The organism is Streptomyces sp. DT224, from assembly GCF_049844595.1.
Taxonomy (GTDB): Bacteria; Actinomycetota; Actinomycetes; order Streptomycetales; family Streptomycetaceae; genus Streptomyces.
On the sequence record NZ_JBNCLI010000006.1, the window covers coordinates 452155 to 477619 of the forward strand.

Annotated in this window: 25 protein-coding genes; 6 read left to right on the forward strand and 19 right to left on the reverse strand. The window is 70.5% G+C overall.

The window, feature by feature from the left end:
* Positions 1–395: 395 nt before the first annotated feature.
* From ACLQ2N_RS17895 to ACLQ2N_RS17910, 4 genes are all read right to left on the reverse strand, one after another.
* Complete coding sequence (locus ACLQ2N_RS17895; protein WP_425814069.1) at positions 396–650, reverse strand: DUF4229 domain-containing protein; 255 nt, start codon at positions 648–650, stop codon at positions 396–398.
* Positions 651–784: 134 nt separating this feature from the next.
* The gene (locus ACLQ2N_RS17900; protein ID WP_425814071.1) at positions 785–1309 is read right to left on the reverse strand and encodes a GNAT family N-acetyltransferase; all 525 of its coding nucleotides are present in this window, start codon (positions 1307–1309) and stop codon (positions 785–787) included.
* 123 nt (positions 1310–1432) lie between these two features.
* Positions 1433–2596: an aminofutalosine synthase MqnE gene (gene mqnE / locus ACLQ2N_RS17905; protein ID WP_425814073.1), complete on the reverse strand. Its 1164-nt coding sequence runs from the start codon at positions 2594–2596 to the stop codon at positions 1433–1435.
* 210 nt (positions 2597–2806) lie between these two features.
* On the reverse strand, positions 2807–3262 hold the full coding sequence (locus tag ACLQ2N_RS17910; RefSeq protein ID WP_365682101.1) for an Lrp/AsnC family transcriptional regulator: 456 nt from the start codon (positions 3260–3262) through the stop codon (positions 2807–2809).
* 132 nt (positions 3263–3394) lie between these two features.
* Here ACLQ2N_RS17910 and ACLQ2N_RS17915 point away from each other — a divergent pair, with 132 nt between their 5' ends.
* On the forward strand, positions 3395–3532 hold the full coding sequence (locus ACLQ2N_RS17915; RefSeq protein WP_425814075.1) for a hypothetical protein: 138 nt from the start codon (positions 3395–3397) through the stop codon (positions 3530–3532).
* Between the two features lie 11 nt (positions 3533–3543).
* Here the strand turns inward: ACLQ2N_RS17915 and ACLQ2N_RS17920 are convergent, their stop codons facing one another.
* From ACLQ2N_RS17920 to ACLQ2N_RS17940, 5 genes are all read right to left on the reverse strand, one after another.
* A complete protein-coding gene (locus ACLQ2N_RS17920) occupies positions 3544–4191 on the reverse strand; it encodes a UbiX family flavin prenyltransferase (RefSeq protein WP_425814077.1) in 648 nt (215 codons plus the stop codon).
* Between the two features lie 60 nt (positions 4192–4251).
* Positions 4252–5169, reverse strand: coding sequence for a menaquinone biosynthesis prenyltransferase MqnP (mqnP, locus tag ACLQ2N_RS17925; RefSeq protein ID WP_425814079.1), 918 nt, complete (start codon positions 5167–5169; stop codon positions 4252–4254).
* A complete protein-coding gene (locus ACLQ2N_RS17930) occupies positions 5166–6623 on the reverse strand; it encodes a menaquinone biosynthesis decarboxylase (RefSeq protein ID WP_425814081.1) in 1458 nt (485 codons plus the stop codon). The genes mqnP and ACLQ2N_RS17930 overlap by 4 nt, the downstream gene beginning before the upstream one ends.
* 203 nt (positions 6624–6826) lie before the next feature.
* Complete coding sequence (locus ACLQ2N_RS17935) at positions 6827–7171, reverse strand: hypothetical protein (protein ID WP_425814083.1); 345 nt, start codon at positions 7169–7171, stop codon at positions 6827–6829.
* A 36-nt stretch (positions 7172–7207) separates the two neighbouring features.
* Positions 7208–7942: a GntR family transcriptional regulator gene (locus ACLQ2N_RS17940; protein ID WP_425814085.1), complete on the reverse strand. Its 735-nt coding sequence runs from the start codon at positions 7940–7942 to the stop codon at positions 7208–7210.
* An 89-nt stretch (positions 7943–8031) separates the two neighbouring features.
* On the opposite strand from ACLQ2N_RS17940, the gene ACLQ2N_RS17945 reads away from it, so the two are divergent.
* Together ACLQ2N_RS17945 and ACLQ2N_RS17950 are read left to right on the forward strand one after the other, a co-directional pair.
* Complete coding sequence (locus ACLQ2N_RS17945) at positions 8032–8841, forward strand: class I SAM-dependent methyltransferase (protein ID WP_425814087.1); 810 nt, start codon at positions 8032–8034, stop codon at positions 8839–8841.
* 73 nt (positions 8842–8914) lie between these two features.
* Positions 8915–9301 (forward strand): PLD nuclease N-terminal domain-containing protein, encoded by a 387-nt coding sequence (locus ACLQ2N_RS17950; RefSeq protein ID WP_425814089.1) that lies wholly within the window; start codon positions 8915–8917, stop codon positions 9299–9301.
* Here the strand turns inward: ACLQ2N_RS17950 and ACLQ2N_RS17955 are convergent.
* Positions 9298–10581 (reverse strand): beta-ketoacyl-[acyl-carrier-protein] synthase family protein, encoded by a 1284-nt coding sequence (locus ACLQ2N_RS17955; RefSeq protein WP_425814091.1) that lies wholly within the window; start codon positions 10579–10581, stop codon positions 9298–9300. The two genes, ACLQ2N_RS17950 and ACLQ2N_RS17955, sit on opposite strands and share 4 nt — an antisense overlap.
* Positions 10582–10647: 66 nt before the next feature.
* Between ACLQ2N_RS17955 and ACLQ2N_RS17960 the strand changes: the two genes are divergently transcribed.
* Complete coding sequence (locus tag ACLQ2N_RS17960) at positions 10648–11265, forward strand: TetR/AcrR family transcriptional regulator C-terminal domain-containing protein (protein WP_425814093.1); 618 nt, start codon at positions 10648–10650, stop codon at positions 11263–11265.
* Position 11266: 1 nt separating this feature from the next.
* Here the strand turns inward: ACLQ2N_RS17960 and ACLQ2N_RS17965 are convergent, their stop codons facing one another.
* The 8 genes from ACLQ2N_RS17965 to hemL form a co-directional block, all read right to left on the reverse strand.
* Complete coding sequence (locus tag ACLQ2N_RS17965) at positions 11267–12172, reverse strand: aminoglycoside phosphotransferase family protein (RefSeq protein ID WP_425814095.1); 906 nt, start codon at positions 12170–12172, stop codon at positions 11267–11269.
* 80 nt (positions 12173–12252) lie between these two features.
* Positions 12253–13338, reverse strand: a complete 1086-nt coding sequence (gene ccsB, locus ACLQ2N_RS17970) for a c-type cytochrome biogenesis protein CcsB (protein WP_425814097.1) — start codon at positions 13336–13338, stop codon at positions 12253–12255.
* Entirely contained in the window at positions 13335–15056 is a 1722-nt protein-coding gene (resB, locus tag ACLQ2N_RS17975; RefSeq protein ID WP_425814099.1) for a cytochrome c biogenesis protein ResB, read from the reverse strand. The genes ccsB and resB overlap by 4 nt, the downstream gene beginning before the upstream one ends.
* 6 nt (positions 15057–15062) lie before the next feature.
* Entirely contained in the window at positions 15063–15803 is a 741-nt protein-coding gene (locus ACLQ2N_RS17980; RefSeq protein ID WP_425814225.1) for a cytochrome c biogenesis CcdA family protein, read from the reverse strand.
* Positions 15804–15828: 25 nt separating this feature from the next.
* Complete coding sequence (locus tag ACLQ2N_RS17985) at positions 15829–16437, reverse strand: TlpA family protein disulfide reductase (protein ID WP_425814101.1); 609 nt, start codon at positions 16435–16437, stop codon at positions 15829–15831.
* 67 nt (positions 16438–16504) lie between these two features.
* Positions 16505–17776: a hypothetical protein gene (locus ACLQ2N_RS17990; RefSeq protein ID WP_425814103.1), complete on the reverse strand. Its 1272-nt coding sequence runs from the start codon at positions 17774–17776 to the stop codon at positions 16505–16507.
* 163 nt (positions 17777–17939) lie between these two features.
* Complete coding sequence (locus ACLQ2N_RS17995; protein WP_161211123.1) at positions 17940–18629, reverse strand: histidine phosphatase family protein; 690 nt, start codon at positions 18627–18629, stop codon at positions 17940–17942.
* Positions 18626–19942, reverse strand: a complete 1317-nt coding sequence (gene hemL, locus ACLQ2N_RS18000) for a glutamate-1-semialdehyde 2,1-aminomutase (protein ID WP_425814105.1) — start codon at positions 19940–19942, stop codon at positions 18626–18628. The genes ACLQ2N_RS17995 and hemL overlap by 4 nt, the downstream gene beginning before the upstream one ends.
* Positions 19943–20072: 130 nt before the next feature.
* Between hemL and ACLQ2N_RS18005 the strand changes: the two genes are divergently transcribed.
* Both ACLQ2N_RS18005 and ACLQ2N_RS18010 read left to right on the forward strand, forming a co-directional pair.
* Positions 20073–20669 carry a hypothetical protein gene (locus tag ACLQ2N_RS18005; RefSeq protein WP_073865012.1) on the forward strand — a complete coding sequence of 199 codons (597 nt, stop codon included), beginning with the start codon at positions 20073–20075 and terminating at the stop codon, positions 20667–20669.
* A gap of 81 nt (positions 20670–20750) precedes the next feature.
* Positions 20751–21698 carry a helix-turn-helix domain-containing protein gene (locus ACLQ2N_RS18010; protein ID WP_425814107.1) on the forward strand — a complete coding sequence of 316 codons (948 nt, stop codon included), beginning with the start codon at positions 20751–20753 and terminating at the stop codon, positions 21696–21698.
* Positions 21699–21756: 58 nt separating this feature from the next.
* Here the strand turns inward: ACLQ2N_RS18010 and ACLQ2N_RS18015 are convergent, their stop codons facing one another.
* Positions 21757–25440: a S8 family peptidase gene (locus ACLQ2N_RS18015; RefSeq protein ID WP_425814109.1), complete on the reverse strand. Its 3684-nt coding sequence runs from the start codon at positions 25438–25440 to the stop codon at positions 21757–21759.
* Positions 25441–25465 lie beyond the last annotated feature (25 nt).

A 25465-nucleotide genomic window follows, 5' to 3' on the forward strand; every position in this document is an offset into this window, starting at 1 on the left:
ACGCATCGGGACGCACGGGGACGGTGTGCGGGGGGGGACGGGGGTGCGGCGCCCGCGTCAGGGGGCGGCGCCGCTGCATGGTGCCGGTATCAGACGTTGCGGCAACAGACCGCGGACATACAGCGGCAGAGATCGACGTGAAGGCGCTCCACGAGCGGGACGCTCGTGGCAGATCGGAGGCGCACATCAGTCTTCATGCCGAACACGTTAACACTTGAACTTTGAGAACCTCAAAGGTCTTCTTTGGTACGAGAGAGCGCTCCACTCCCGCCCCCGGTCGCCCCGGAATCCCCAACTCCGCCCGGAGACACGGAAAACCCCAGTACAGGAGCGACTGCTCCTGCGCTGGGGTTCGACGGAGAAAGGTGCGGAGTGTGAGGAAGCTTACGTTCCCCTTACGGGGTCACGCCGTCCTCGCGCGTGCGGTTGGCCTCCAGTCGGGCCTTGGCGCGGTCGACCGAGGAGACGATCTGCTCGGACATCTCGTCGCGCTGCTTGCGCAGCAGGACGAAGCTGAGCGGCGCGGACAGCACCAGGGCGAGCAGGATGACCCAGACGACATTGGATCCCCCGACCCCGGACGGCACGACTCCGAGGTTGACGGCGATGGCGGCGACGACGAAGCAGCCGACGAAGATGCTGAGACGCATCGCGGTGTACCGGATCGTTGCGCTCGGCTTGGCAGCGGACACAGCTGGCCTTCTCTCTACGTACGACAGTCCTGCCCGACCAGTGAAGCATGCCCCGCAATCGATCGATTCGCTGGGCCGCGTCCCGGGAGGGATCAGCCCAGCGGCAGCAGCATGAAGACGTCGTCCCGGTCGTCGCCCTCGGCCACCCGGATCGCCCCGGGCACGCGCCCGACCTCCTTGTAGCCGCAGGCGGCGTAGAAGCGCTCGGCGCCGGTCCCGCCCCGGCAGGTGAGCCGGATCGCCTCGATGCCCTCGGTCGCGCGCGCCGTGTCCGCGACGACGGCCATCAGGTCGCGGCCGTACCCCTTGCCCTGGTGGCGGGGGTGGACCATCACGGTGTACGCCCACAGCCAGTGCCGCATCAGCCGGTGCGTGTTGAGCGTGAGGAAGGCGGTGGCGGCGACGCGCCCCTCCTCGTCGTAGCCGACGACCAGCCGGGTCCGCCCCTCGGTCAGGGCCACCTGGTGCTTGAGCAGTTCCGGCCGGATGTCGCCCTCCGACACGGGCGGCACGAAGCCGACCGCACCGCCCGCGTTGGAGACATCGACCCAGAGCGTGACGATGCCGTCGCGCAGGGGGCGGCCGAACGCCGGGTCCACCTCGAATGTAAGAGCCATAGGTGCAGATTACCCATTACAGGATGCCCGCTCAAGCCGCGCCCGGAACGCGAGAAAGCTCCGGCCGGGGACGGTGGCCGGAGCTTTCGTACGTGCGGCGCCGCGCGCGCGGCGCGCGCCGGGTCAGACCCGCATCGGCTGCGGCGACTCGCGCCGCTCCGCGTCCGGGCCCGGGTACTCGCGGAGGATCTCGTACCGGGTGTTGCGCTCCACCGGCCGGAAGCCGGCGTCGCGGATCAGGTCGAGCAGGTCCTCGCGGGTCAGCTTGTTCGGCGTGCCGTAGTTGTCCGCGTCGTGCGTGATCTTGTACTCCACGACCGAGCCGTCCATGTCGTCCGCACCGTGCTGGAGGGCGAGCTGGGCGGTCTGCACGCCGTGCATCACCCAGAACACCTTGACGTGCGGGACGTTGTCGAACAGCAGCCGGGAGACGGCGAAGGTCTTCAGCGCCTCGGCGCCGGTCGCCATCGTGGTCCGCGCCTGGAGCTTGTTGCGGACCTTGCCGTCCTTCATGTCCACGAAGTCGTGCTGGTAGCGCAGCGGGATGAAGACCTGGAAGCCGCCGGTCTCGTCCTGGAGCTCACGCAGCCGCAGCACGTGGTCGACGCGGTGCCGGGGCTCCTCGATGTGCCCGTACAGCATGGTCGCCGGCGTCTTCAGCCCCTTCTCGTGGGCGAGCCGGTGGATGCGCGACCAGTCCTCCCAGTGGGTGTTGTGGTCCACGATGTGCTGGCGGACCTCCCAGTCGAAGATCTCCGCGCCGCCACCGGTCAGCGACTCCAGACCCGCCTCGATCAGCTCGTCCAGGATCTCCGAGGCGGAGAGCTTGGAGATGGTCTCGAAGTGGTGGATCTCGGTGGCGGTGAACGCCTTCAGGGAGACCTGCGGCAGCGCCTCCTTGAGCGCGCTCAGCGAGCGCGGGTAGTAGCGCCACGGCAGGGACGGGTGCAGCCCGTTGACGATGTGCAGCTCGGTGAGGTTCTCGCCCTCCATCGCCTTGGCGAGCTTCACCGCCTCCTCGATGCGCATGGTGTACGCGTCCTTCTCCCCCGGCTTGCGCTGGAAGGAGCAGTACGCGCACGAGGCGGTGCACACGTTCGTCATGTTGAGATGACGGTTGACGTTGAAGTGGACGACGTCGCCGTTCTTGCGCGTACGCACCTGGTGGGCCAGACCGCCCAGCCACGCCAGGTCGTCGGACTCGTAGAGCGCGATCCCGTCCTCGCGGGTCAGCCGCTCACCGGCTTCGACCTTCTGCTCCAGTTCGCGCTTGAGTCCCGCGTCCACCAGTGCTCCTCAATTCCTCGCCGTACCGAACCCGCCCACCGTACGCCTAGCGTCGCGACCGGCGATGTCTGCCCCGCGAGGAGCGTCGTCCGGTGCGTGCGATCGCAAGGCGGCCAAAAGCCCTGGTAGCTCCGCTACCAGGGCTTTTGGCCAACGCGGCGAGCGTGCGTGCTGGGCGGCGCGACGGGGCAAAGCTTGCCGGGAGGGGCGCTAGCTCTCCTCGGGGAGGTCTCCGACCCGGTTCTCCCACTTGGTGGAGAGCACGATCGTGGTGCGGGTGCGCGAGACGCCCTTGGTCGAGCTGAGGCGGCGGATCGTCTTCTCCAGCCCGTCCACGTCACCCACGCGGACCTTGAGCATGTACGAGTCGTCGCCCGCGATGAACCAGGCGTCCTCGATCTCCGCGAGGTCCTTCAGCCGGTGCGCCACGTCCTCGTGGTCGGCGGCGTCGGAGAGCGAGATGCCGATGAGGGCCGTGACCCCGAGGCCGAGCGAGGCCGCGTCGACGGTCGCGCGGTAGCCCGTGATGACCCCGGCGGATTCCAGCCGGTTGATGCGGTCCGTGACGCTGGGCCCGGAGAGCCCGACGAGCCGCCCGAGCTCGGCGTACGAGGCCCTGCCGTTCTCCCGGAGGGCCTGGATGAGCTGCCTGTCCACCGCGTCCATGTGACTGAAACCTTCCATTGTTCAGCAATACCGCAAGTCTACGTGTAGAATCCAAGGCGTACAGGCGTTGAAGCCTGCAAATCTTCTCGCACAACCAGAAATCGCTGACGAATCTTCAGGAGTGACGACACCGTGTACACGATCGAGATGGCCTACGCCCGGATGCGCGAGCTTCAGGACCTGGCCAACCGCTCGCGTGCCCACCGCCCCACCGCCGCCCTCCGGACCGACCGCACCCGCGGCCCCCGGCGCGCGCCCAAGAAGCGCTGACGCCCACACCGTCAGCCCGGGGAGCCGCCACCCAGCTCCCCCTCCCAACGGCGGTACAGCCGGTGCGGCACACCCGCCGCGTCCAGCACCCGCCCCGCGACGAAGTCCACCAGATCCTGGATGTGCGTCGCCCCCGCGTAGAAGCCCGGCGAGGCGGGCAGCACGACCGCGCCCGCCTCGTCCAGGGCCACCAGCTGCTTCAGCGTCTGCCCGCTCAGCGGCGTCTCCCGGACCGCGACCACCAGCTTCCGCCGCTCCTTGAGCGTCACGCTCGCCGCCCGCTGCAACAGGTCCTTCGACAGCCCGAGCGCCACCCCCGCCACGCACGCCGTCGAGGCCGGGACGATCAGCATCCCCTTCGCCGGGTACGACCCCGAGGACGGCCCCGCGGCCAGATCGCCGGCCGCCCAGTGGCGTACGCCCGACAGGTCCACGTCGAAGGTGTCCGGCTTCCCGTCCGCGCCCCGCGCCAGCCAGGCCGCCAGGTCCTCGCGCCAGTGCGCGTCCCGGTAGGAGATCCCCGTCTCGTCCAGGAGCGTCAGCCGCGACGCCCGGCTCACGACCAGGTCCACGCTCTCCCCCGCCGCCAGCAGCCCGCGCAGCACCGCGGCGGCGAAAGGAGTGCCCGAAGCGCCGGAAACCCCGACAATCCAAGGCATTCGCGGCTGCTGACTCACTGAAGACCGGGAATCCACACCCCCGAGCCTATCCGGCACCACTCACACCGTGAGCCCGCGCACCACCAGGTCCAGCAGCGCGCACACGAAGAGCGCTATGCCGATGAAGCCGTTGACCGAGAAGAACGCCCGGTTCAGCCGGGACAGGTCGTGCGGGCGCACCACCCGGTGCTCGTACACGAAGGCGACCGAGACGATCACCATGCCGATCCAGTAGAACGCCTCCGCGTCGGTGGCGAGGCCGAACCAGACCAGCAGGCCCGTCGTCACCACGTGGCACACTCGCGCGCCCCACAGCGCGGCCGGGATACCGAAGCGCGCCGGGAAGGACAGCACCCCGTGCGCCCGGTCGGCCTGCACGTCCTGGCAGGCGAAGATCAGGTCGAAGCCGCCGATCCAGATGCCGACGGCGAGCCCCAGGATCACCGCGTCCCCCGACCAGCTGCCGGTGACCGCGAGCCAGGCACCGACCGGGCCCATGGCCTGGGCGAGCCCCAGGATGGCGTGCGGGAAGTTCGTGAACCGCTTGCCGTACGGGTAGACCACCATGGGGACGACCGCGACCGGCGCCAGCGCCAGGCAGAGCGGGTTCAGCAGGGCGGCGGCCCCGAGGAACACGACGACGGCGACGAGCGCGCCCGTCCACGCCGACTTCACCGACACCGCGCCGGTGACCAGCTCACGGCTCGCGGTGCGCGGGTTGCGGGCGTCGATCTCGCGGTCGATGATCCGGTTCGCGGCCATGGCGAACGTCCGCAGCCCGACCATCGCGACCGTGACGAGCAGCAGCGTGACCCACTGGATCTCCCCGCCGTCGAGGAACATCGCGGTGAGGGCGGCGATGTACGCGAAGGGCAGCGCGAAGACGGAGTGCTCGATCATCACGAGCCGCAGGAAGGCTTTCACCTTGCTGTTCGGTCGTGCGGGCCCCGATCCCAGGGTCGCTTCGGCGGCGCTCACAGCCCGTACTCCTTCCACCGGCGGTCCACCAGGGCCGCCGTATCCGGGTCCGACTCGACCATGTCCGGCCAGCCCCCGTCCCGCGTGTACCCCTCCTCGGGCCACTTCCGCGTCGCGTCGATGCCCGCCTTGCCGCCCCAGAACTGCTGGTACGAGGCGTGGTCGAGGTGGTCGACGGGGCCCTCGGTGACCACCAGGTCGCGGGCGTAGTCCGTGTTGCCGAGGGCCCGCCAGGACACCTCGTGCAGGTCGTGGACGTCGCAGTCCGAGTCCACGACGACGATCAGCTTCGTCAGCGACATCATGTGCGCGCCCCAGATCGCGCTCATCACCTTCTGCGCGTGCTTCGGGTACTTCTTGTCGATCGAGACGATCGCGCAGTTGTGGAAGCCGCCGGACTCCGGCAGGTGGTAGTCCACGATGTCCGGGACGATGATCTTGAGGAGCGGCAGGAAGAACCGCTCGGTGGCCCGCCCGAGCGGCCCGTCCTCGGTCGGCGGCCGGCCGACCACGATGGACTGGAGCAGGGGCCGCTTCCGCATGGTGACGCAGTCGATCGTCAGTGCGGGGAACGGTTCCTGCGGGGTGTAGAAGCCGGTGTGGTCGCCGAACGGCCCCTCGGGGAGCGTCTTGCCGGGCTCCAGCCACCCCTCGATGACCACCTCGGCGTTGGCCGGCACCTGGAGCGGCACGGTCTTGCAGTCGACCATCTCGATCCGCTTGCCCTGGAGGAACCCGGCGAACATGTACTCGTCGATGTCCTCGGGCAGCGGCGCGGTGGAGGCGTACGTGACGGCGGGCGGCGCGCCGAACGCGATGGCGACGGGCAGCCGCTCCCCGCGCCGGGCGGCGACCTGGTAGTGGTTGCGGCTGTCCTTGTGGATCTGCCAGTGCATCCCGATGGTGCGCCGGTCGTGCCGCTGGAGCCGGTAGAGCCCGAGGTTGCGGATGCCGGTCTCGGGGTGCTTGGTGTGGGTGAGCCCCAGGTTGAAGAAGGAGCCGCCGTCCTTGGGCCAGGTGAACAGCGCGGGCAGCCGGTCCAGGTCCACGTCGTCGCCGGTGAGGACGACCTCCTGGACGGGCGCGTTCTCGCCCTTCACCTTCTTCGGCGGCACGTGCACCATCGACCCGAGCTTCCCGAAGGCCTCCCGCACCCCGACGAAGCCGTGCGGCAGCTCGGGCCTGAGCAGCCCGCCGATCTTGTCGCTGATCTCGCTGTAGGACTTCAGCCCGAGCGCCTTGAGCAGCCGCTTGTCGGTACCGAAGACGTTCATGGCCAGGGGCATCGAGGACCCCTTGACGTTCTCGAAGAGCAGCGCGGGCCCGCCGGCCTTGTTCACCCGGTCGACGATCTCACCGACCTCCAGATAGGGGTCGACCTCGGCCTTGATGCGCTTGAGCTCGCCCTCGCGCTCCAGAGCCCGGAGGAGGGATCGAAGATCGTCGTAAGCCATGCCGTCCAGTCTGACATCCTCCCCGGCGGCGCCCGCCGGGGCTCCCCGCGTCAGCCGCCGACCGACGCGGTGGCACGCCGGAAAGCCGACGGCCCGGCCGACGCCTGGCGCTGCACCAGCGCCGTGTTCCGGACGGCCCGGCAGACTCCGCCGTAGCCTTCAACGGCGGCGATCACTGCTCTGCTGTCAGTTCCGCGCGGTATTTACGCCCCGCAAACACAGTCGGGCTCCGCTTCCGGTCCCACTCCCTCGCCGCACCGCAGCCGCATGCCCCTGCTTTCCGAAACGCGCAGCGCGTCCGTCAGACACTCAGCCAGCCTCGCGGCGGCGAACCGCAGCTCTGCGACCGTCGATCCGGCGGCGGCGATGATCGGCTTGGCGCAGTCGAGGACTTCCGCGCCCATGCTGAGCTGCACGGCTTCCATCTCGTCCGCCACACGCGACACGTAGCCGTGGCCGTCGGTCTGCAGATAGCAAGGTCCGCCGTCGGGCCTGGTCCACGGAAGTAAGCGCGCGTGGAGGAAGTCCGTGTGCTCCGAGATGCTCATGGACCGAGATTGGACCGGTTGACCGGTCCAGTCAAGCTATTCGCCGACGCTTCCACCCATCGGGTAGGTCTCCACCTGCTCCCAGAGGTGAGCCGGTGTCACACCCTCCTCGCACACGAGGACATCACCGTCACCATCGCTCGCCACGTGAAGGACGACCGCGAGTGCGGCAGGCATGTCAAGCCCGAGGCTCCCAGCCTCGCTGTCGGAGGCGAGACGCACTGAAGTCACGTCCGTCCCGCGGGCCGGTGACCTGCCGGTCATCCGCGCCACATAGTGCGTGGTCCCTTCCGTAATCGGCCCCTTCTGCGCCAGCTTGGGGCAGGCGTCCGCCACCTCCTCCGGGAACCAGGCCGTGACCAGCGACAGCGGCGAGCCGTCGTCGAGCAGCATCAGCCGGTCCCGACGGAGGGCGAGCGCCCCGGCCTCCAGTCCCATCGCGTCCGCCACCCGCGTGGGCGGTTCCTCCTTCTCCGGCACTCCCAGCCGACGGAACGGCCGCCCGCCGGAAACACGCGTCGACCCGGCGGAACGCCGCCCCGCCGGCCGGGCCACCGGAGTCTCCACCACCGTGAACCCCGACCCCTGCCGGGCGACGACGAGCCCGTCACCGCGCAATACGTCCATCGCCTTGATGACGGTGGCCCGCGAGACCGACCACTGCTCGCACAGGTCGCGCCCGGAAGGCAGCAGATCACCCGGTCCGAACTCGCCGTCCGAAATCCTCGCGCGCAGGGACTCCGCGATCTGTTCGTACTTCAATTGCGGCACTGTGATCTCCTGGTAGCTGGACAGGTCAACCGGTTAGGTTAGCCGAGGGTTGCACCCGCCTCGGCTTCGGCCCGGAACAGGACGGTCTCATGACGGCTTACCAAGTCCCCCCAGGAATCATCGAGTTCTACACGTCCACGATCAACGAGTCCGAACGGCTCTCCGGCCCCGCCGACGGAGTCCTGGAGATGGTCCGCACCCAGGAGTTGCTGCGCCGGCACCTGCCGCCCGCACCCGCTTCCGTACTGGATGTCGGCGGCGGCCCCGGCGCCCACGCCCGATGGCTGTCCGAAGACGGCTACCGAGTCCATCTCGTGGACCCCGTGCAACGGCACATCGCCGAAGCCGAGGGCTCCGGGTACAGCGTCGAGCTGGGGGACGCCCGAGACCTGAGCGCGGCCGATGATGCGTACGACGTGGTCCTGGTCCTCGGCCCGCTGTACCACCTCGCGGAGGCCGCCGACCGGAAGACGGCCCTGGCGGAGGCGTACCGCGTGGTCCGGCCCGGCGGGCTGGTCGCCGCCGCCGGGATCAACCGCTACGCCTCACTCTTCGAGCACACCGCCCTCGCCCACCTCGACCGCGACTCGCTCCAGGAGGGCATCGCCAAGATCCTGGACACCGGATCGCACGACGGGAAGAAGGGTTTCACCGAAGCCCACTTCCACACGGGCGCCGAGCTGGACGCCGAAATGTGCGAGGCCGGCCTCACCGAAACCCAGGTGTACGGCGTCGAGGGACCCACCTGGGCCCTGCTGAAAGCGACCGAGCGCCACACGGGGGAATCCCTGGCCGGATCGCGCCTGTTCGCCTCCGCGCTGGCGGCCGCCCGCATGGCCGAACCGTACCCGGAGCTGCTCGCCGCCAGTTCCCACCTGCTCGCCGTGGGACGCAAATGACACCCGCTACCCTGGGCCCGTCACCGGGGCGGGGCAAAAGCCCCGCCAACTCTCCTCGGGGGGACTTTCCATCATGCTCCGGGCCCTGATCTACCTTCTGCCGCTGGCGCTGACGATCTTCGCGTTCATCGACTGCCTGAACACCCCGGAGGACGAGGCCAAGCACCTGCCGAAGATCGCCTGGGTCTTCATCATCCTGCTGTTCTGGATCGTCGGCCCGATCGTCTGGCTCGCCGCGGGCAAGGTCCGCCAGGCCCCCGCCGGAGGCCGTACGCCCTCCGAGTGGCACCGCAACCACCGTCAGCAGTGGGTCGCTCCGGACGACAACCCGGACTTCCTGAAGTCGCTGAAGGAGGAGAACAAGAAGGACGAGGCGCTCCTCAAGGACTGGGAGGCGGACCTGCGCCGCCGCGAGGACGAGCTGAAGCGCCGCGAGAACGGCACGGAGGAAGCCTCCTAATCGCGGAAGGCCAGGGCATCACCGACGGTCGAGGCCGTCCGGGAGGCGTGGCGCCCTGCGCCGGTGACGACGAGCGAGACGTTCTGCCCTCCGAAGCCGAAGGAGTTGCTGAGCACGGCCTCCTGGGGTGTGTCCCGTCGCTCTGCGACGACATCGAGATCGATGTCGGGACCGATGCCGGCGTCGGTGATGTTCCGGGTCGGCGGGATGACGCCTTGCCGCACGCTGAGGACGGCGATCAGGGCTTCGATCGCGCCCGCGGCACCGAAGAGATGACCGAGCGCCGCCTTGGGGGCCGTCACGGTGGCACGGCCGAAGATCGCCCCGATGGCCCGAGCCTCGGCGGCGTCGCCGACCGGAGTTCCGGTGGCGTGGGCGTTGATATGGCTGATCTGCTCGGGCGCCAGGCCGGCCTGCGCGAGGGCCTTCCGCATGGCCGCGATCTGGCCCGAGCCGTCGGCGGCGGGCGCCGTGATGTGGTGAGCGTCGGCGGCGATGCCGGCGCCGGCGAGTACCGCGTGGACGCGCGCGCCCCGGGCCTCGGCGTGCTCGGCGCTTTCGAGCACCAGGACAGCGGCGCCCTCGCTGAGGACGAAGCCGCTGCGGTCCGCGGTGAACGGCCGGGAGGCTGAAGCGGGTTCGGCGGTGTGGCGTGAGAGGGCCTGTGCCTGGGTGAAGCCGGCGACGGTGATCGGAGCGATCGCGGCGTCGGTGCCGCCCGCGATGACCACGTCCGCCTCGCCGGCCCGGATGAGTCCGGCGCCCAGGGCGATCGCCTCCGCACCGGAGGAGCACGCCGAGACGGGCGTGTAGACCCCGGCCCGTGCGCCGTATTCGATGCTGATCAGCGCCGCCGCCGCATTGGGCATGAGCATCGGGACCGTACGCGGCGAGACGCGCCGCGTCCCGGACGCCTCCAGCACGTCGTCCTCCTTCAGCAGCGTCTGTACGCCCCCGATGCCCGTGCCGATCGAGGATGCGAGCCGGTCCGGATCGACCTGCGGGGCGCCGGCATCGGCCCAGGCCTCCGCGGCCGCGGTGAGGGCTGCCTGCTGCGAACGGTCGAGCCGCCTGGCCTGCACCGGCGGCAGCGACTCGGCGGGGTCGGCCGCCATCGTCCCCGCCACGACGCCGGGAAGGCCTACGCCCTCCTGGCCTCGCAGGACACCGTCGCGGAGGCCGGAGTCACCTGCGAGCAGGGCTGTCCACGTGGAGCCCACATCTCCGCCGAGCGGGGTGATCGCGCCGAGTCCGGTCACGACGACTTCAGTCCGGTGCATGCCCTCAGGCCTTTCTTGTATGCGATACAAGTCGATAGGGCTTGTTGTATCACATACAATTTCGGCGTGGACGAGAAGCGGAACCAAGCCCGGTCGACGTCAGCGCGTCCCCGTGACCGCGGTCGCGCCACGAGGCGCCGACTGATCGAGGCGACTGCACAGCTCTGCAAGGACCGGCCCGGCACCGAAGTGAGCGTCGCGGAGATCGCGAACGCGGCAGGCGTCTTCCCCAACCAGGTGACGTACCACTTCGGCTCCAAGGACTCGCTGCTCGTGCACGCCGCCTTTCTCGGCCTGCTGCACGACGCCCGACGCATCGAGCGCATCGGTCGCCAAGCCCCCGATGCGACGGCTTTCCGGCGCAACATCGCCCGCGCCGTACTGGCCATGCCCTCGCTTCCATCGGTCGCGCGAGCACTCGCCGCCGGAATCTCCAAGCCCGAACTCGCCCCCGTGGTCGACCAGCACCTCCAGGTCCTGTTCCGGCAGTCCGAGCGCTTCGTGAGCCGGCTCATCGACAGTCGCGGCTGGCGGGCGCGTCGACCGCTCGACGTGGAGGCCAAGACGTTCTGGAGCACCGCACTCGGCGCGGTGCTGCTCGTCCGCGCCGGAGCACACGGCACTGTCGCCGACCTCGACCTCGCCGGGGCGTTGACCATCCACGACGACCCGGAAGCCTGCTAGCTCAGCCGAAGGTTCCCGCCAGGTCCAGGAGGCGGGCGATCGTGCGGCGGCCCAGGGCGCTCATCACCGGGTTGCTGTCCGCGTAGTACCAGACCAGGCCCATCGCCTGCTCGAACGCCCACGCCCTGCCGCGCTCCCACTCCAGTTCGTCGCAGCCCAGCGCCCGCCGGAACACCTCGCGCGGGCCCGGGCCCAGCAGGTGCCAGGCGCCGACCAGGTCCAGCGCCGGGTCGGCCGGGCCGAAGCCCCCGGTGTCGAGCACCCCGCCGAGCCGGCCGTCCACGACCAGGATGTTGCCGGGAATCAGGTCGCCGTGGCTCATCACGTCGGGGCTCGTACGCGGCAGCTCCCGGAAGCCGCTCCACAGCGCGCGCAGCGGGTCCACGTCGAGCAGGCCCTCGCTCCTCTCGAAGCACGTGGCGATCCAGCCGTCGTGGTCGGCGATCACCCCGCCGCGCCCCTGCCCGCCGAAGGACCGGCCCCGCGTGCCGGCGTCCCGGAGGCCGGCGACGAAGTCCGCGAGGTCCCGGGCGAAGGCGCCGGACCCGCCCGGATCGGCGTCGAAGGCGTTGGTCCCCGGGAGCCAGGTCTGGACGGCCCAGGGCAGGGGGTAGCCGGGGCCGGGCGCGCCCAGGGCGACCGGTTCCGGGACGGGGAAGCGGGTGGCCCGTGCCAGCTCCGCGGCCGCCCGGGCCTCCTGTTCGAGGGCCGCCAGCGTCTCGGCGGGGTCGGCGCGGTGCAGCGGGAAGCGCGCGGAGAGGCCGTCGCCGATGCGGAAGATGGTGTTCATCGTGCCGGTGGAGGCCAGGGGGCGGACGGCCTCGCCCGCCCACTGCGGGAACTGGTCGCGGATCAGGGCCGCGACGGTCGCCGTGGTCGCGTCCACCTGGTCGTCGTGCATGGTCATGCGCCGCCCCTCCCCCGGGGAAAGACCGCTGCCCGCCCCGGCGGACCGGTGGCGGGCAGGCGGTGTCGTCGTGATGTGCGTCAGTGGGCGTACGAGTGCTTGCCGACGACGAACATGTTGACGCCGTAGTAGTTGAAGATCCAGCAGCCGAAGGCGATCAGGGCCAGGTACGCGGCCTTGCGGCCCTTCCAGCCGGCGGTGGCGCGGGCGTGCAGGTAGGCGGCGTACGCGACCCAGGTGATGAAGGACCAGACCTCCTTGGGGTCCCAGCCCCAGTAGCGGCCCCAGGCGTCGCCCGCCCAGATCGCGCCCGCGATGATCGTGAACGTCCACAGCGGGAAGACGGCGGCGTTGATCCGGTACGAGAACTTGTCGAGGCTCGACGCGGACGGCATCCGGGAGAGCACGGAGTGGGCGAAGGAGCCCGGCTCCTCGCCCTTCGCGAGCTTGTTCTCGTAACTGTCGCGGAAGAGGTAGATGAGGGTGCCGATGCCGCCGATGAAGAAGACCGCGCCGCAGATGATGGCGGTGGAGACGTGGATCCAGAGCCAGTACGAGTGCAGCGCGGGCACCAGCTGGTCGCTGGAGGTGTAGAGCACCGTGGTCGCGAGGCCGAGGTCCAGCAGGATGGCCGTGACCAGGATCAGGCCCATCCAGCGGACGTTCTTCTTCAGGGCGAGCAGGATCAGGTACGCGCCGACCGCCACCGTGGAGAAGGTGACGGAGAACTCGTACATGTTGCCCCAGGGCGCGCGCTGCACGGACAGCGCGCGGGCGACGACGCCGCCGGCCTCGACCAGGAACGCGAGGACGGTCAGCGAGACCGCCATCCGCCCGTAGAGGTCGCCCTTGAAGGTGCCGCCTGCGGCGCCGGGCCCGTCCGGTACGTCGCGCGAGCCGGTGGCGGACCGGGTGATGACCCTGGGCTTCTCCAGGACGGCGGTGCCGCCGCCCTTGGTGGCGACCTGGACCTTCACCGTGCCGGGCGCGGCGGCGGCCTCCTCGGTGGTGAGCGCGGCGGCGGTGCGGCCGACCTTGCTGCGGCTGCCGAACACCCATTCCGCGATGTGCGCGAAGAAGGCCAGGGTGTAGACGGCCATCGACGAATAGATCAGCACATTGCTGGTGTGTGCCAGGTTCTCGTTGGTTGCGGCGGCGAGATTCACTTCTCAGACCCTTCGGCGGGTTCTACGGAGGACGCCTCGGCGACGTCGCTGTCGGTGCCGGGCGCGGTGGGCGCCTCGGCGTTGAGCGTGACCGCGAGGTCGGCCAGCTCCTCGGGAAGCTTCGCGGACTCGCTGCGGCCGAGCCCGGCCATCTCGACCACGGTGACACCGTCGGCGCCGCGCACGGCCCGGATCCAGACGCGTCGGCGCTGGATGAACAGGGAGCCGGCGAGGCCGGCGATGGCGGCCACGGCGCCGGTGAGCGCCCAGCCGCTGGCGGGCTGCTCGGAGATCTGGAAGCTCGCCCACTCCTGGAGGCCCTCGAAGGTGATGGAGCCGGCCCCGTCGGGCAGCTTCATCGTCTCGCCGACGAGGAGCCGCTGCTTGAGCTGCTTGCCGTCGGCGTCCTTGAACTCCTTCATCTTGCTCGTGTCCAGCTGGTACACGTTCTGCGCGATGCCGGAGTCGACGCCGATGGAGCCGTGGTAGCCGTTGAGCGCGAGGACGGGGAAGTCGGCGGCCGGGAACTGGGACCACATGGTGCCCTTGCCCTTGCCCGCGAAGGTCGGCACGAAGAACGCCTGGAAGCCCAGCTGCTCGGTCCTGCCGTTCTTGTCGCGGTAGCCGTCGAGCACCTTGATGGCGCCGCTCGACGTGACGTTGTTGTCGAGGGGCAGCAGCGGGACGGCCGACTTGAAGACCTCCTTGCCCCGGCCGTCCTTGACGGAGATGACGGGGGCGTAGCCGTGGGCGTTGAGGTAGACCTTCGTGCCGTCGACGACGAGGGGTTCGTTGACCTTGATGACCTTCTTCTGCGGCTTGCCGTACGCGCCGTCGGAGAAGGTCACGCGCGCCTCGTACGTGCGCGGGGTGCCGATCTGCGGCCCCTTGCGCTCGTAGGTGCCGATGAAGTCGTCCAGGGTGAAGCTGAACGGGGTCAGCGAGTCGTCGTCGTAGAGCGAGCCGGACTTGAAGTTGTCGTACTGGGTGATCGTGTTGGAGAACCCGTCGCCCTCGACGACCAGCTTGGCGCCCTCGTACTTGAAGAGCTGGCCCCAGGCGAAGGCGACGAGCATCACGATGAGCGCGATGTGGAAGATCAGGTTGCCGGCCTCGCGCAGGTAGCCCTTCTCGGCGGCGACGGCGTCCCCGGTGAGGTGGGCCCGGTAGCGGCGCTTGCGGACGATCGCGAGCGCGGCCTCGTGGACCTGCTCCGGCTCGGCCTCGGTGCGCCAGGTGGTGTACGCGGGGAGCCGGGTGAGGCGCTTGGGCGCGCCCGGCGGGCGGCTGCGGAGCTGGCCGACGAAGGTGGCGGTGCGCGGGACGATGCAGCCGATGAGCGAGACGAACAGCAGGATGTAGATCGCGGAGAACCACACCGAGCTGTAGACGTCGAAGAACTGGAGCTTCTCGTAGATCGGCGTGACGAAGGTGTGCGCGTCCTTGAACGTCTGCACCTTCAGCTCGTCCACGCTGTTCTGCGGGATCAGCGAGCCGGGGATGGCGCCGAGCGAGAGCAGGAAGAGCAGGATCAGCGCGACCCGCATGGAGGTGAGCTGGCGCCAGAACCAGCGGATCCAGCCGATGACGCCCATCGCGGGGAGGTTCGCCAGGGACTCCTCGCGGGGGGCCGTGGAGAGCTGGGAGCCGGCGGCGCCGAGGTCAGCTGTGTTCTCCTGGTCCCGCTCCCGGGAGCGGTTGGAGGTGGTGTTGCTCATTGGTACTCAGATCCCCACCTGGAAGCCGGCCGACCAGCCCTGTAGTTCCTGCATCATGCTGCCCCACGCACCTGTGAGGAGGAGCAGCCCGGTCACGATCATCATTCCGCCGCCGATGCGCATCACCCAGGCGTAGTGGCGCTTGACCCAGCCGAACGCGCCGAGCGCCTTGCGGAAGGCGACGGCGGCGAGCACGAAGGGGATGCCCAGGCCCAGGCAGTAGGCCACGGTCAGTATGGCGCCGCGTCCGGCGGTGCCCTGGTTCATCGCGAGGATGGACACCGAGCTGAGCGTGGGCCCGAGGCACGGGGTCCAGCCGATGCCGAAGAGGGCGCCGAGCAGCGGGGCGCCGATCAGGCCGGTCACCGGCTTCTTGTGGATACGGAATTCGCGCTGCGTCATCCACGGCATGAGCCCCATGAAGAAGACGCCCATGAGGATCATCAGCACGCCGAGCACCTTGGTGAGGGGCCCGCTGTTGGCCTGGAGGGTGTCGCCGAAGTAGCCGAAGAGGGCGCCGCCGGAGACGAAGACGGCGGTGAAGCCGGCGACGAAGAGCGAGGCGCCGGCGACCATGCGGCCGCGCCGGGCCTCGGCGAGGTCGGCGCCGCTGACCCCGGTGACGTAGCTGAGGTAGCCGGGGACGAGCGGCAGGACGCAGGGCGAGAAGAAGGAGACGAGCCCGCCGAGCAGGGCGATGGGCAGGGCGACCAGCAGGGCACCGTTCAGGACGGTGTTGTTCTGCATGGCGGCGGCGAGGGTGCTCACCTGATCACTTCTCCGCGATCAGCGGGTCGAGCATCTTGTGCAGATCGGTGTCGTCCATCGGGCCCACGAAGCGGGCGGCGAGCTTGCCGTCCCGGTCGATCACGACGGTCGACGGGATGGACTGGAGCCTGAAGGTGCCCTTAGGGAAGCGGAGGAGGAGCTTCCCGGTCCGGTCGTAGAAGCTGGGGTAGGGGGTCTCGTGGCTCTTCTCGAACTCGACGGCGTTGCTCTTGGAGTTGTCGCGGGTGTTGATGCCCACGAACTGCACGCCCTTGTCCTTGGTGGCCTCGGCGACCTGCTTGAAGTACTTCGCTTCGAGCCGGCAGGGGGCGCACCAGGAGCCCCAGGCGTTCAGGACGATGACCTTGCCCTTGTAGTCGGCGAGATCGAGCTGCTTGCCGTCCACGGTCTCGCCGTCGAGCTCCGGTGCGTCGGCGCGCTCGCCCTTGGGCGCGGTGGCGATTCCGCCGGTGCCCGTGACGAAGTTGGTGTCGCCGCCGCCGCTGGTCTTGTCGCCGGAGTCGCACGCGGTCAGCGTCAGCGCGAGGGCGGCGGCCGCCAGGGGGGCGGCGAGCAGCGTGAAGCGGCGTCGGGGTGCGCGGCCATGGCTCATGTGAAAAGTTTCGCATGGCCGTTCCGGGGATCTTGGGCACCCCCCTCGGTGCCCGTAAAGCCCGTTGTCAGGCTCGTTTAAAGAAGGTGTTCCAGCCGCCCGCGGGTGCTTCGCCGACCTGGAGTGTACGGAGCTTGGCGAGGATCGCCGGGTCCTGGACGTCGAGCCAGTCGACGAACTGCCGGAACGAGACGAGGCGCACATCCGGTTTTCCGGCGATGTGCTTGAGCGCTTCTTCGACGGCGTCCATATAGATGCCGCCGTTCCACTCCTCGAAGTGGTTTCCGATGTAGAAGGGTGCGCGGTTCGTCTCGTAGGCGCGCTTGAATCCGCTGAGGTAGGACTGTGTGGCCTGTTCGCGCCAGCCGGGATAGCGGGAGGGCATTCCCCTGGTCGAGTTCTGCGACTGGTTGGCGAGGATGTTGTAGTCCATGGAGAGGACTTCGAAGGTGTGCCCGGGGAAGGGGATGCCCTGGAGCGGCAGGTCCCAGATGCCCTGGCGTTTGACGGGCCAGACCTGGGTGCCGCCGGGCGAGCTGGCGTCGTAGCGCCAGCCGAGCTTCTTGGCGGCGGGCAGCAGGTTGTCCTGGCCGAGGAGACAGGGGGTGCGGCCGCCGACGAGTTCCTTGCGGTAATCGAAGGGGAGCGATTCCTCGCCGTCCCAGCCGGTGTTGGTGCGCCATTGGGTGACGAAGGAGATCGCCTGGTCGATTTCGCTCTGCCACTGGGCGGGGGTCCAGTGGGCGACCGATCCGGATCCGGCGCAGAAATGCCCGTTGAAGTGGGTGCCGATCTCGTGGCCGTCGAGCCATGCCTGCCGGACGTTCCTCAGCGTCTCCTTGAGGTGGCCGTCGGTGAGATAGCCGATGTCGGAGGCGCCGACGGGGTTGTTCGGCGGGCGGTAGAGCGTTTTCTTCGATTCCGGCAGGAGATAGAGGCCGGAGAGGAAGAAGGTCATCGACGCGTCGTGTTCCCGGGCGAGTTCCAGAAAGCGCGGGAAGAGCCCGTTGCCGACCTCGCCGGCCCCGTCCCAGGAAAAGATCACGAACTGCGGGGGCTTCTGCCCGGGTTCCAGGGGCACGGGGGCCTGCGGCTGCTTCGGCTGCTTCCCGGTATAGGCGGTGGAACCGTCGCCGATGGCGCGGACGTCCTTCTTGTTTCCGGTGCCCTTCGAGGTGCCGCCGGCCGCCTTCTGTCCGGTCGCGCCCTTGTCCGGACTCGGGCTTCCGTCGCCGGCGTCGGGGCCGGGGGAGCCGGTGGTGCCGCACCCCGCCATTCCGGCGGCGGCCGCGGCACCGAGACCGGCTCCGAGCAATCCCCTTCGGCTGATCTCACGCATGCGGCTTCCCATCTGCGGTCGTTTTGCCTTAAGTCCATACAAACTGGCAATCGCTTAGATGGGAGGAGCCACACGGAGGTTCCCCCAGATAGCACAAAATTCTTTACGAAACCAGACCCGACGGTGACCGAACAGAGGTACGTAAATCCGGTCCGCGGGGCTGCTACGCGCCGAACCCCTTCGACGCGCCCTTCACCGGCTTCGCACCGGCCCGCAGGTGCGCGGGGACCAGGTCGCGGGCCGGCTCCGAGTAGCCGACGGAGACGATCTTGTCGCCCCGGTACGTGAAGCTGGTCAGCGAGGCGAGCGTGCACTGCCGCTTGCGCGGGTCGTGCCAGAGCCGCCGCCGCTCCACGAAGCTGCGGACGATCCAGATCGGCAGCTGATGGCTGACGCAGACCGCCTCGTGCCCCCGGGCCGCGTCCCGGGCCGCGTCGAGCGCGCCCATCATGCGGACGACCTGCTCGATGTACGGCTCCCCCCACGACGGGCGGAACGGGTTCGTCAGGTGCTTCCAGTTGTCCGGCTTGCGCAGCGCGCCGTCGCCCACGCCGAAGGTCTTGCCCTCGAAGACGTTGGCGGCCTCGATGAGCCGTTCGTCCGTGGCCAGGTCCAGGCCGTGCGCCTTGGCGATCGGGGTCGCGGTCTCCTGGGCGCGCTCCAGCGGGGAGGCGACGGCGTACGTGATGTCGCGCTTCTCCAGGTGCTCGGCGACCCGGTCGGCCATCTGCCGGCCCAGCTCGGAGAGGTGGTACCCGGGCCGGCGCCCGTACAGCACGCCCTCCGGGTTGTGGACCTCGCCGTGGCGCATCAGGTGGACCACGGTGATGTCGTCGGGATTCTTCTCGCTCATGCGGTGGCCTCCGAGGCGGCGCGGGCGGCGGCGGGCAGGGCGGCGGCGATGCGCTCGACGGCCTGCGTGTCGTGGGCGGTGGACACGAACCACGACTCGAACGCGGACGGCGGGAGGTAGACGCCCTGCGCCAGCATCGAGTGGAAGAACGGGGTGAAGCGGAAGGCTTCCTGCCGCTTGGCGTCCTCGTAGTCACGGACGGGCCCGTCCGTGAAGAACACGGAGAACATGTTGCTCGCCGCCTGCACGGTGTGCGCGACGCCCTCCTTGTCCAGGGCGGCGCTCACCAGACCCCGGATCTCGGCGGAGACCGCGTTCACCTTCGCGTACGCGGCGTCGTCCAGGAGCCGCAGCTGCGCCAGCCCGGCGGCGGTGGCGACCGGGTTCCCGGACAGCGTGCCCGCCTGGTAGACCGGGCCGGCCGGCGCCAGGTGCGCCATCACGTCGGCGCGCCCGCCGAACGCCGCGGCCGGGAAGCCGCCGCCCATGACCTTGCCGAAGGTCATCAGGTCCGGGCGGACCCCGTCGACGCCGTACCAGCCGGCCTTCGACGTACGGAAGCCGGTCATCACCTCGTCGGAGATGTACAGCGCCCCGTTGGCGGCGCACAGCTCCTTGAGCCCCGCGTTGAACCCGTCCAGCGGCGGGACGACGCCCATGTTGCCCGGCGACGCCTCGGTGATCACGCACGCGATCTCGCCGGGCCGCGCGGCGAACGCGGCGCGCACGGCGTCCAGGTCGTTGTACGGCAGCACGATCGTGTCGCCCGCCTGCGCGCCGGTGACCCCGGGGGTGTCCGGCAGCCCGAAGGTCGCGACGCCGGACCCGGCCGACGCGAGCAGGGCGTCCACGTGGCCGTGGTAGCAGCCGGCGAACTTCACGACCTTGGCCCGGCCGGTGAACCCGCGGGCGAGGCGGATCGCGGACATCGTCGCCTCGGTCCCCGACGACACCAGCCGCACCTGCTCGACCGGCTCGACGCGCGCGACGATCTCCTCGGCGAGCGCGACCTCGCCCTCGCCGGGCGTACCGAACGAGGTGCCGCGGGCGACGGCCTCCTGGACTGCGGCGATCACCTCGGGGTGGGAGTGGCCGAGGATCATCGGCCCCCACGAGCACACGAGGTCGACGTACTCCCGCCCGTCGGCGTCGGTCAGGTACGGACCGGTACCGGACACCATGAACCGGGGCGTACCGCCCACGGCCCGGAAGGCACGGACAGGAGAGTTCACGCCGCCGGGCGTCACGAGGGACGCGCGGTCGAAAAGCGTCTGCGAAACTGGGGCGTCATAGGGAAAGCTCACACATGCCATGGTGTCAGAGCCACGGACGGTCTTTGCGGACAGGTGTTTCACCGCACGCCCGTGGGGGAGGTCACTGACACGATGATCGGGTTGCACGGCGGGGGCTGTGCCTCCTAGTGAGTAGTCGGGTGGATGAGATATGCATCGCGGTGGCGGAGTGGGCGAAGGGACGGACGGCCCGGGGCCCGAGCCTGCCCGGCGTGGGCGGCACCGGCGGCGCGAGGCTGAGCACACGCAGGGCATACAGGCCGGTGAGGCGCGGACAGGCGGCGGAGCCGGGAGCGGGAGTGGTGGCCGGGTGGGGGTGACCTACAAATATTTCGGTGCTCCCGACGGAGCCACCGCGGCACGCGTGCCCATCTCCATGCGCCCCGAGGAACTCGGCGGCGACGAGCTCGGCATGGGCGGCATGTTCACCAAGATCAAGCCGGAGACCGTGGCCGCGATGGTCCTCACCGGCATACAGGGCATACCTCTGCACAAGGTCCCCCCGCTGGAACTGGTCGTCCTGCACCCCGACTACGCGGTGGTCAAGCTCCCCATGACCGTGGTCGACCCGCTGCGCGGCGTCGGCGAGGAGTCGGTGGGCGCCGCCGCCTTCATCTGGTCCACGGTCCCGGACCGCGGCGGCCCGCGCGACGCGTTCAACGTCTACCAGCTGCTCCACGAGTGGCAGGACTTCAGCCACCGGCTGCACGACGCGGGGCACCAGGCGTACTGCCTGGTGTGGCCGTGACGGGACGGCCGCGAAAACGGCCTGCGACACTTCTGCCACGTCGGTTCGACATGTCTACGCAGCGCAGAAGTGAGGGCCGCCATGGGGCTGGAGGATCTGGGGCTCACCGCCGATGAGGCCGCCGTCTACCAGGCGCTGATCGCGCTGCCCTCGTCCGCCCGCCCGGAACTGGCCCCCGCGGCCGGGCTGAGCGAGGAGCGGACGGGTGAGGCCCTGCACGCCCTGGTGGAACGGGGGCTGGTCCTGCGGGTCGCCGACGGGCGGCGCTACGCGGCCGCCCCGCCGGCCGTCGCGCTCGGGGTCGAGCTCGCCGCCCGGCGCGAACGCCTCCAGCGCGCCGAGCTGACCGTGGCGCGGCTCGCGGAGACCTACCGGACGGCGACCGCCGACCGGGCGCAGCGCGATCTCGTGGAGATCGTCGAGGGCACCGAGGCGATCCGCACCCGCTACCTCCAGCTCCAGCTGTCTGCGCGCAGCACCATCGACATCTTCTCGGCGGGCGCTCCCCAGGCGGTCACCCCGGCGGACAGCGCGGAGGTGACGGCCATCTCCCGGCGGGTACGGGTGCGGGCCGTGGTCGATCAGGGGTTCCTGAGCGAGCCGGGCGCCTCGGACGAGGTCGCGCAGTCCCTGGCCGACGGGGTGGAGGTGCGTACGGTCACCGAGGTCCCGTACAAGCTGATCCTGTGCGACGGCGCGGTGGCCATGCTGCCGCTGCACGGGCGCGAGGCGGATGTGGACCCGGCGGTGGTGCTGCGCGGCGGTCTGGCGCATGTGGCGCGGGAGCTGTTCGAGCAGGTCTGGCAGCGTTCCCGCCCCTACCAGGAGCAGCCGCACGCCGACATCGACGCGGTCGACGCCCACATCCTGCGGCTTCTGCTCGCCGGCCTCACGGACACGGCGGTGGCCGGTCAGGTACGGCTGTCGGTGCGCACCGTGCAGCGCAGGCTCCAGGCGCTCATGGCCCGGGCCGACGCCACGACGCGCCTCCAGCTCGGCTGGTACGCGAGGGACCGGGGCTGGGTGTGACGGAGGCGGGGGCGGCCCGGTGTGCCGGACCGCCCCCGCCTCCGTGGCTCCTGCCGGGTCAGCGCAGGGTGACCGCCCGGATGACGTCCTGCCGGACCGAGAGGCCGCCGGGTGCCGTGGCGGTGGCGCGAAGCGAGACCGCGGTGGCGTCGCGCGGCGTGTTGAAGGCCGCCGTCCAGCGGCCGTCGCCGGTCCGCTTCAGCTGCGCGTCCTGCCAGGTCGCCCCGTCGTCGTACGACACCTGGAGCATGGCCGTCCGCGCCGTCACGTCACCGGGGAAGGTGGCCGCGCTCAGGCCGACCGTGAGGCGCTTGCCCGCCGGGACCGTTCCCTGGAGGTCCGTGTCGACGTCGTAGCCGAGGTTCAGCAGGGGCACGTCCGCGCGGCCCGGCCCGTCGGCGGACAGCGGCGCGTAGTCGAAGCCCCAGGTGGTCGTCGTACGGGTCGAAGTGGACCAGGCGGAACCGGAGGAGCGCTCACCGGTCAGCGTCAGCTCGTAGGAGCCCGCGGGCAGGTTCGACGCGCGGCCGGACCGGGAGGTGAAGGCGGCCACCTGGGTGGAGCCGCGCGTGAGGGTGGAGCGGGCCGTGCCGCCGAAGCCGGTGTGGCCGTCGGTGCCGCCCGAGAGGACGGGGATGTTCCAGTTCAGCACGGTACGGGTCTGGTAGACGGCGTAGTCCCGGCCTGTGCGCGGGGCCTGGACCGGCTTGAACCACGCGCCGTCGTACCGCTGTCCGCCGGAGTACGGCCCGGTGTAGCCGCTCTCGCGGTAGCCGGCCGCCGCGCCCAGGCCCTCGTGCTGCTCCCACCAGGTGCCCAGGGCCTGCGTCCCCGGGGTGACGTACTCGGTGACGGTGCGCCCGTAGCTCTCGTAGAAGTCACCGCCGAGGGCGGGGCCGCCCGACGCCGGCACGAAGTACCGGCCTCCGAAGCCCGGCGTGCCGGCCGGGGCGTAAAAGCTGTTGTCCACGCGGGCCAGGTCACGGTCGTGCGGCCGGTAGACCAGCGCCTTCTCCGGAATGCCGCCCTGGAACTTCTGCACCATGTCGTAGGTGTAGTCGGGGTACTGCCGCTGGGTCGTGCGCAGCTCGCCGTGGCCGGACCGGGCCTCGGCGACCAGCCGGGCTCCCGCCGTGCGCTCCACCGAGGCGACTGTGACGTCGCCGCCTCCGGTGTAGGACTGGTAGAGCCTGCCGGGTGCGTCGTTGACGACCAGCAGCATCGCGGCGCCCGCGTCGGCGGCGGCCTTCGCCCGCGCGCCGGCCGTGACCGCGTCGCTCCGGTCGATGACGACGGCCTTGCCGCGTGCGTCGAGCCCCGCGTAGTCGGCTGCCGCGCCCTGACCCGCGTACACGGTCGGAAGGGTGCGGGTTCCGTCGTGGAACACGGTCTCCGGCTGGGCGAGCAGGGCGACGTCCTGGCCGCTGCCCGTGCGCGCGTCCAGGGCCTTCTGCCGCATCCTCCAGTGCAGGAACCCGTCCAGGGAACCGTCGGCGGGCTTGGCGGTGGGCGTCAGGTACACGGAGTCGTAGGCGATGGGCAGTTGCATGGAGCTGGCCCAGTCGTGGTCCGCAGCACCGGCGTAGTCGCGCGCGAGGCCGAAGACCGCGGCGATCGTCCCGCTCTTCCGCTCCGGCAGCGCGTACGCCTTGCGCGCCTCGCTCGCGTCGAGGGTGACGGTCGCGCCCGGGTGGTCCGGGCCGAGCGAGACCTCGGGCGCGATCAGGAACGCCTTGCCGAGCGAGTCGGGGCCGTCACCGGGGACGTCCATGTACGACGAGGCGGTGTAGCGGCCCGGCGGCAGGCGCAGGGTCCGCTCGCCGTCGACGGTGAAGTACTGGGGCGTGGCGGAGGTCGGGTCGTAGAGGACGACCGAGTCCGTGGCGGGCTTGCCGTCGCGGTCCTTCACCTTGATGGTGAAGTCGTACATCTCCCGCTCCTTGAACAGAGCGAAGCCGGTGTGCGCGACCACGGTGCCGGTGGCGGCGTCGGTGGCGGCGACCTGACCGGAGTACGTGGTGCCCGCCGGGACCTTCGACGGGTCGAGGGTCAGCGTGACGGACGCGGTGCCTCCGGCGGGGAGCGAGACCCGGGACGCCGACAGCGTGTAGGCGTCGTCGTCGGTGCCGGTGGCGAGGTCGAGCGTGGCGTCCCGGTCACCGTCGTTGCGGTAGGTGATCGTGCGGACGGTCTGCTGCGCGTCGGCGTTCGGCCAGTTGTAGGCGGCGGCCTCGACCGAGCCGGTGGCCTCGATCACGGAGTCCACGGCGGCTGCGGCGTCGATGCGGCCGGTGCCCACCTCGTACGGGCTCTGCGTGGTCCGCTCGGAGGTCGTCATCAGCGCGGCCTTGATGCGCTCGCCGCTCCAGTCGGGGTGGCGCTGCTTGAGGATCGCGGCCGCGCCCGAAACGAGCGGGGTGGCCATCGACGTACCGCTCATGGTCCGGTACAGGCCACCGGTCCAGCCGGGTACGGACTGCGAGGCGGCGGCGGTGACGTCCACGCCCGGCGCCGAGACGTCCGGCTTCAGGCGGTGGCTGCCGTCCAGCGGCCCCTGGCTGGAGAACTCGGCGCGCTGGTCGCGCCCGTCGACGGCCCCCACGGTCAGCGCGGCGGCCGCGGCGCCCGGGGCGCCGATGCTGCCCGGGTCGTAGGCGTTGCCCGCGGCGATCACGTAGAGGGGTCCGCCGTCGGCCGACAGGGCGTTCACAGCCAGCGACATGGGGTCGTCGCCGTCGGAGGGCGTGGAGGATCCCAGGCTCATCGAGACGATGTCCGCGCCCTGGGCCTTCGCCCATTCCATGCCCGCGATCGACGAGGAGTCGGCGCCGGACCCCGAGTTGCCGAGAACCTTGCCGACCAGCAGCCGGGCGCCGGGGGCGGCGCCCTTCTCCATGCCGCCGGAGGCGGCGCCGGTGCCGGCGATGGTGGATGCCACGTGGGTACCGTGACCGTTGCCGTCATCCACGGCCTGGCCGTCGACGAAGCTCTGGGACGCCTCGACCTGGCCGACGAGATCCGGGTGGTCGAGGTCGGCGCCGGTGTCGAGGACGGCGATCCTGACGCCCTTTCCGTCGTAGCCCTTCTGCCAGGCGGCGTTCGCCTTGATCTGCGCGGTGTCGTCGGCGAGCGAGGCCGTCACCCGGCCGTCGAGCCAGAGCTTGCCGATGCCACCGGCCAGCGCGTCCGGGGCCGCGCCCGGGGCGACGTCCTTCCAGAAGGCCCGGGCGTGACGCTTGTCGGCGTGCAGCGCGCTCGCGTCGATCGAGCCGAGCGTGCGCACCCGGGTCGCGCCCTCGGGCGTGGCCGGGGGCCGGGCCGACCGGCCGCGCCCGGAGCCCGTCGCGATCAGCGGCACGGAGCCGTAGCGGGCGTCGTCGTACCCCATCGCCACCAGAGCGGTGACGTCGAACAGGCGCGGGTCCAGCTTGTCGGCGGCCAGCAGGGGCATGGCCCGCTCCGGCACCACGGAGGTGTGCCCGCCCTGCGTCTGCACGTGCACACCGCCCTTGGCGCCGTCCACGGGATCGACCGTCACGACGTCGTGGTCGCCGGGCAGATCGGTGTAGTGGACGACGTCGCCGGTGACCAGGGTGATGTCGTACGACGTGCCGGTGGAACCGCTCGCCGTCGGGGCCGCGACGGGGTCCGCGACCGCTGCCGGGACACCCGCCCACCCGGTGAGCGCCATGGTGAGCGCGGTGGCGGCCGGCAGGTACCGGCGCCTGGATATGGATCTCATGACATCGGTTTAGCGAGCGGGGCCG

Bases quoted from the DNA above. Each gene is read 5' to 3' on its own strand.
- ACLQ2N_RS17930 (WP_425814081.1), bottom strand. From the start codon at position 6,623: ATGGCTTACGACGATCTTCGATCCCTCCTCCGGGCTCTGGAGCGCGAG.
- ACLQ2N_RS18005 (WP_073865012.1), top strand. From the start codon at position 20,073: ATGCATCGCGGTGGCGGAGTGGGCGAAGGGACGGACGGCCCGGGGCCC.
- ACLQ2N_RS17950 (WP_425814089.1), top strand. From the start codon at position 8,915: ATGCTCCGGGCCCTGATCTACCTTCTGCCGCTGGCGCTGACGATCTTC.
- ACLQ2N_RS17955 (WP_425814091.1), bottom strand. From the start codon at position 10,581: ATGCACCGGACTGAAGTCGTCGTGACCGGACTCGGCGCGATCACCCCG.
- hemL (WP_425814105.1), bottom strand. From the start codon at position 19,942: ATGGCATGTGTGAGCTTTCCCTATGACGCCCCAGTTTCGCAGACGCTT.
- ACLQ2N_RS17985 (WP_425814101.1), bottom strand. From the start codon at position 16,437: ATGAGCCATGGCCGCGCACCCCGACGCCGCTTCACGCTGCTCGCCGCC.
- ACLQ2N_RS17910 (WP_365682101.1), bottom strand. From the start codon at position 3,262: ATGGACGCGGTGGACAGGCAGCTCATCCAGGCCCTCCGGGAGAACGGC.
- resB (WP_425814099.1), bottom strand. From the start codon at position 15,056: ATGAGCAACACCACCTCCAACCGCTCCCGGGAGCGGGACCAGGAGAAC.
- ACLQ2N_RS17995 (WP_161211123.1), bottom strand. From the start codon at position 18,629: ATGAGCGAGAAGAATCCCGACGACATCACCGTGGTCCACCTGATGCGC.
- ACLQ2N_RS18015 (WP_425814109.1), bottom strand. From the start codon at position 25,440: ATGAGATCCATATCCAGGCGCCGGTACCTGCCGGCCGCCACCGCGCTC.
- ACLQ2N_RS17980 (WP_425814225.1), bottom strand. From the start codon at position 15,803: ATGCAGAACAACACCGTCCTGAACGGTGCCCTGCTGGTCGCCCTGCCC.
- ACLQ2N_RS17935 (WP_425814083.1), bottom strand. From the start codon at position 7,171: ATGAGCATCTCGGAGCACACGGACTTCCTCCACGCGCGCTTACTTCCG.
- ACLQ2N_RS17945 (WP_425814087.1), top strand. From the start codon at position 8,032: ATGACGGCTTACCAAGTCCCCCCAGGAATCATCGAGTTCTACACGTCC.
- ACLQ2N_RS17895 (WP_425814069.1), bottom strand. From the start codon at position 650: ATGCGTCTCAGCATCTTCGTCGGCTGCTTCGTCGTCGCCGCCATCGCC.
- ACLQ2N_RS18010 (WP_425814107.1), top strand. From the start codon at position 20,751: ATGGGGCTGGAGGATCTGGGGCTCACCGCCGATGAGGCCGCCGTCTAC.
- ACLQ2N_RS17900 (WP_425814071.1), bottom strand. From the start codon at position 1,309: ATGGCTCTTACATTCGAGGTGGACCCGGCGTTCGGCCGCCCCCTGCGC.
- ACLQ2N_RS17920 (WP_425814077.1), bottom strand. From the start codon at position 4,191: ATGCCTTGGATTGTCGGGGTTTCCGGCGCTTCGGGCACTCCTTTCGCC.
- ACLQ2N_RS17965 (WP_425814095.1), bottom strand. From the start codon at position 12,172: ATGACCATGCACGACGACCAGGTGGACGCGACCACGGCGACCGTCGCG.
- ACLQ2N_RS17990 (WP_425814103.1), bottom strand. From the start codon at position 17,776: ATGCGTGAGATCAGCCGAAGGGGATTGCTCGGAGCCGGTCTCGGTGCC.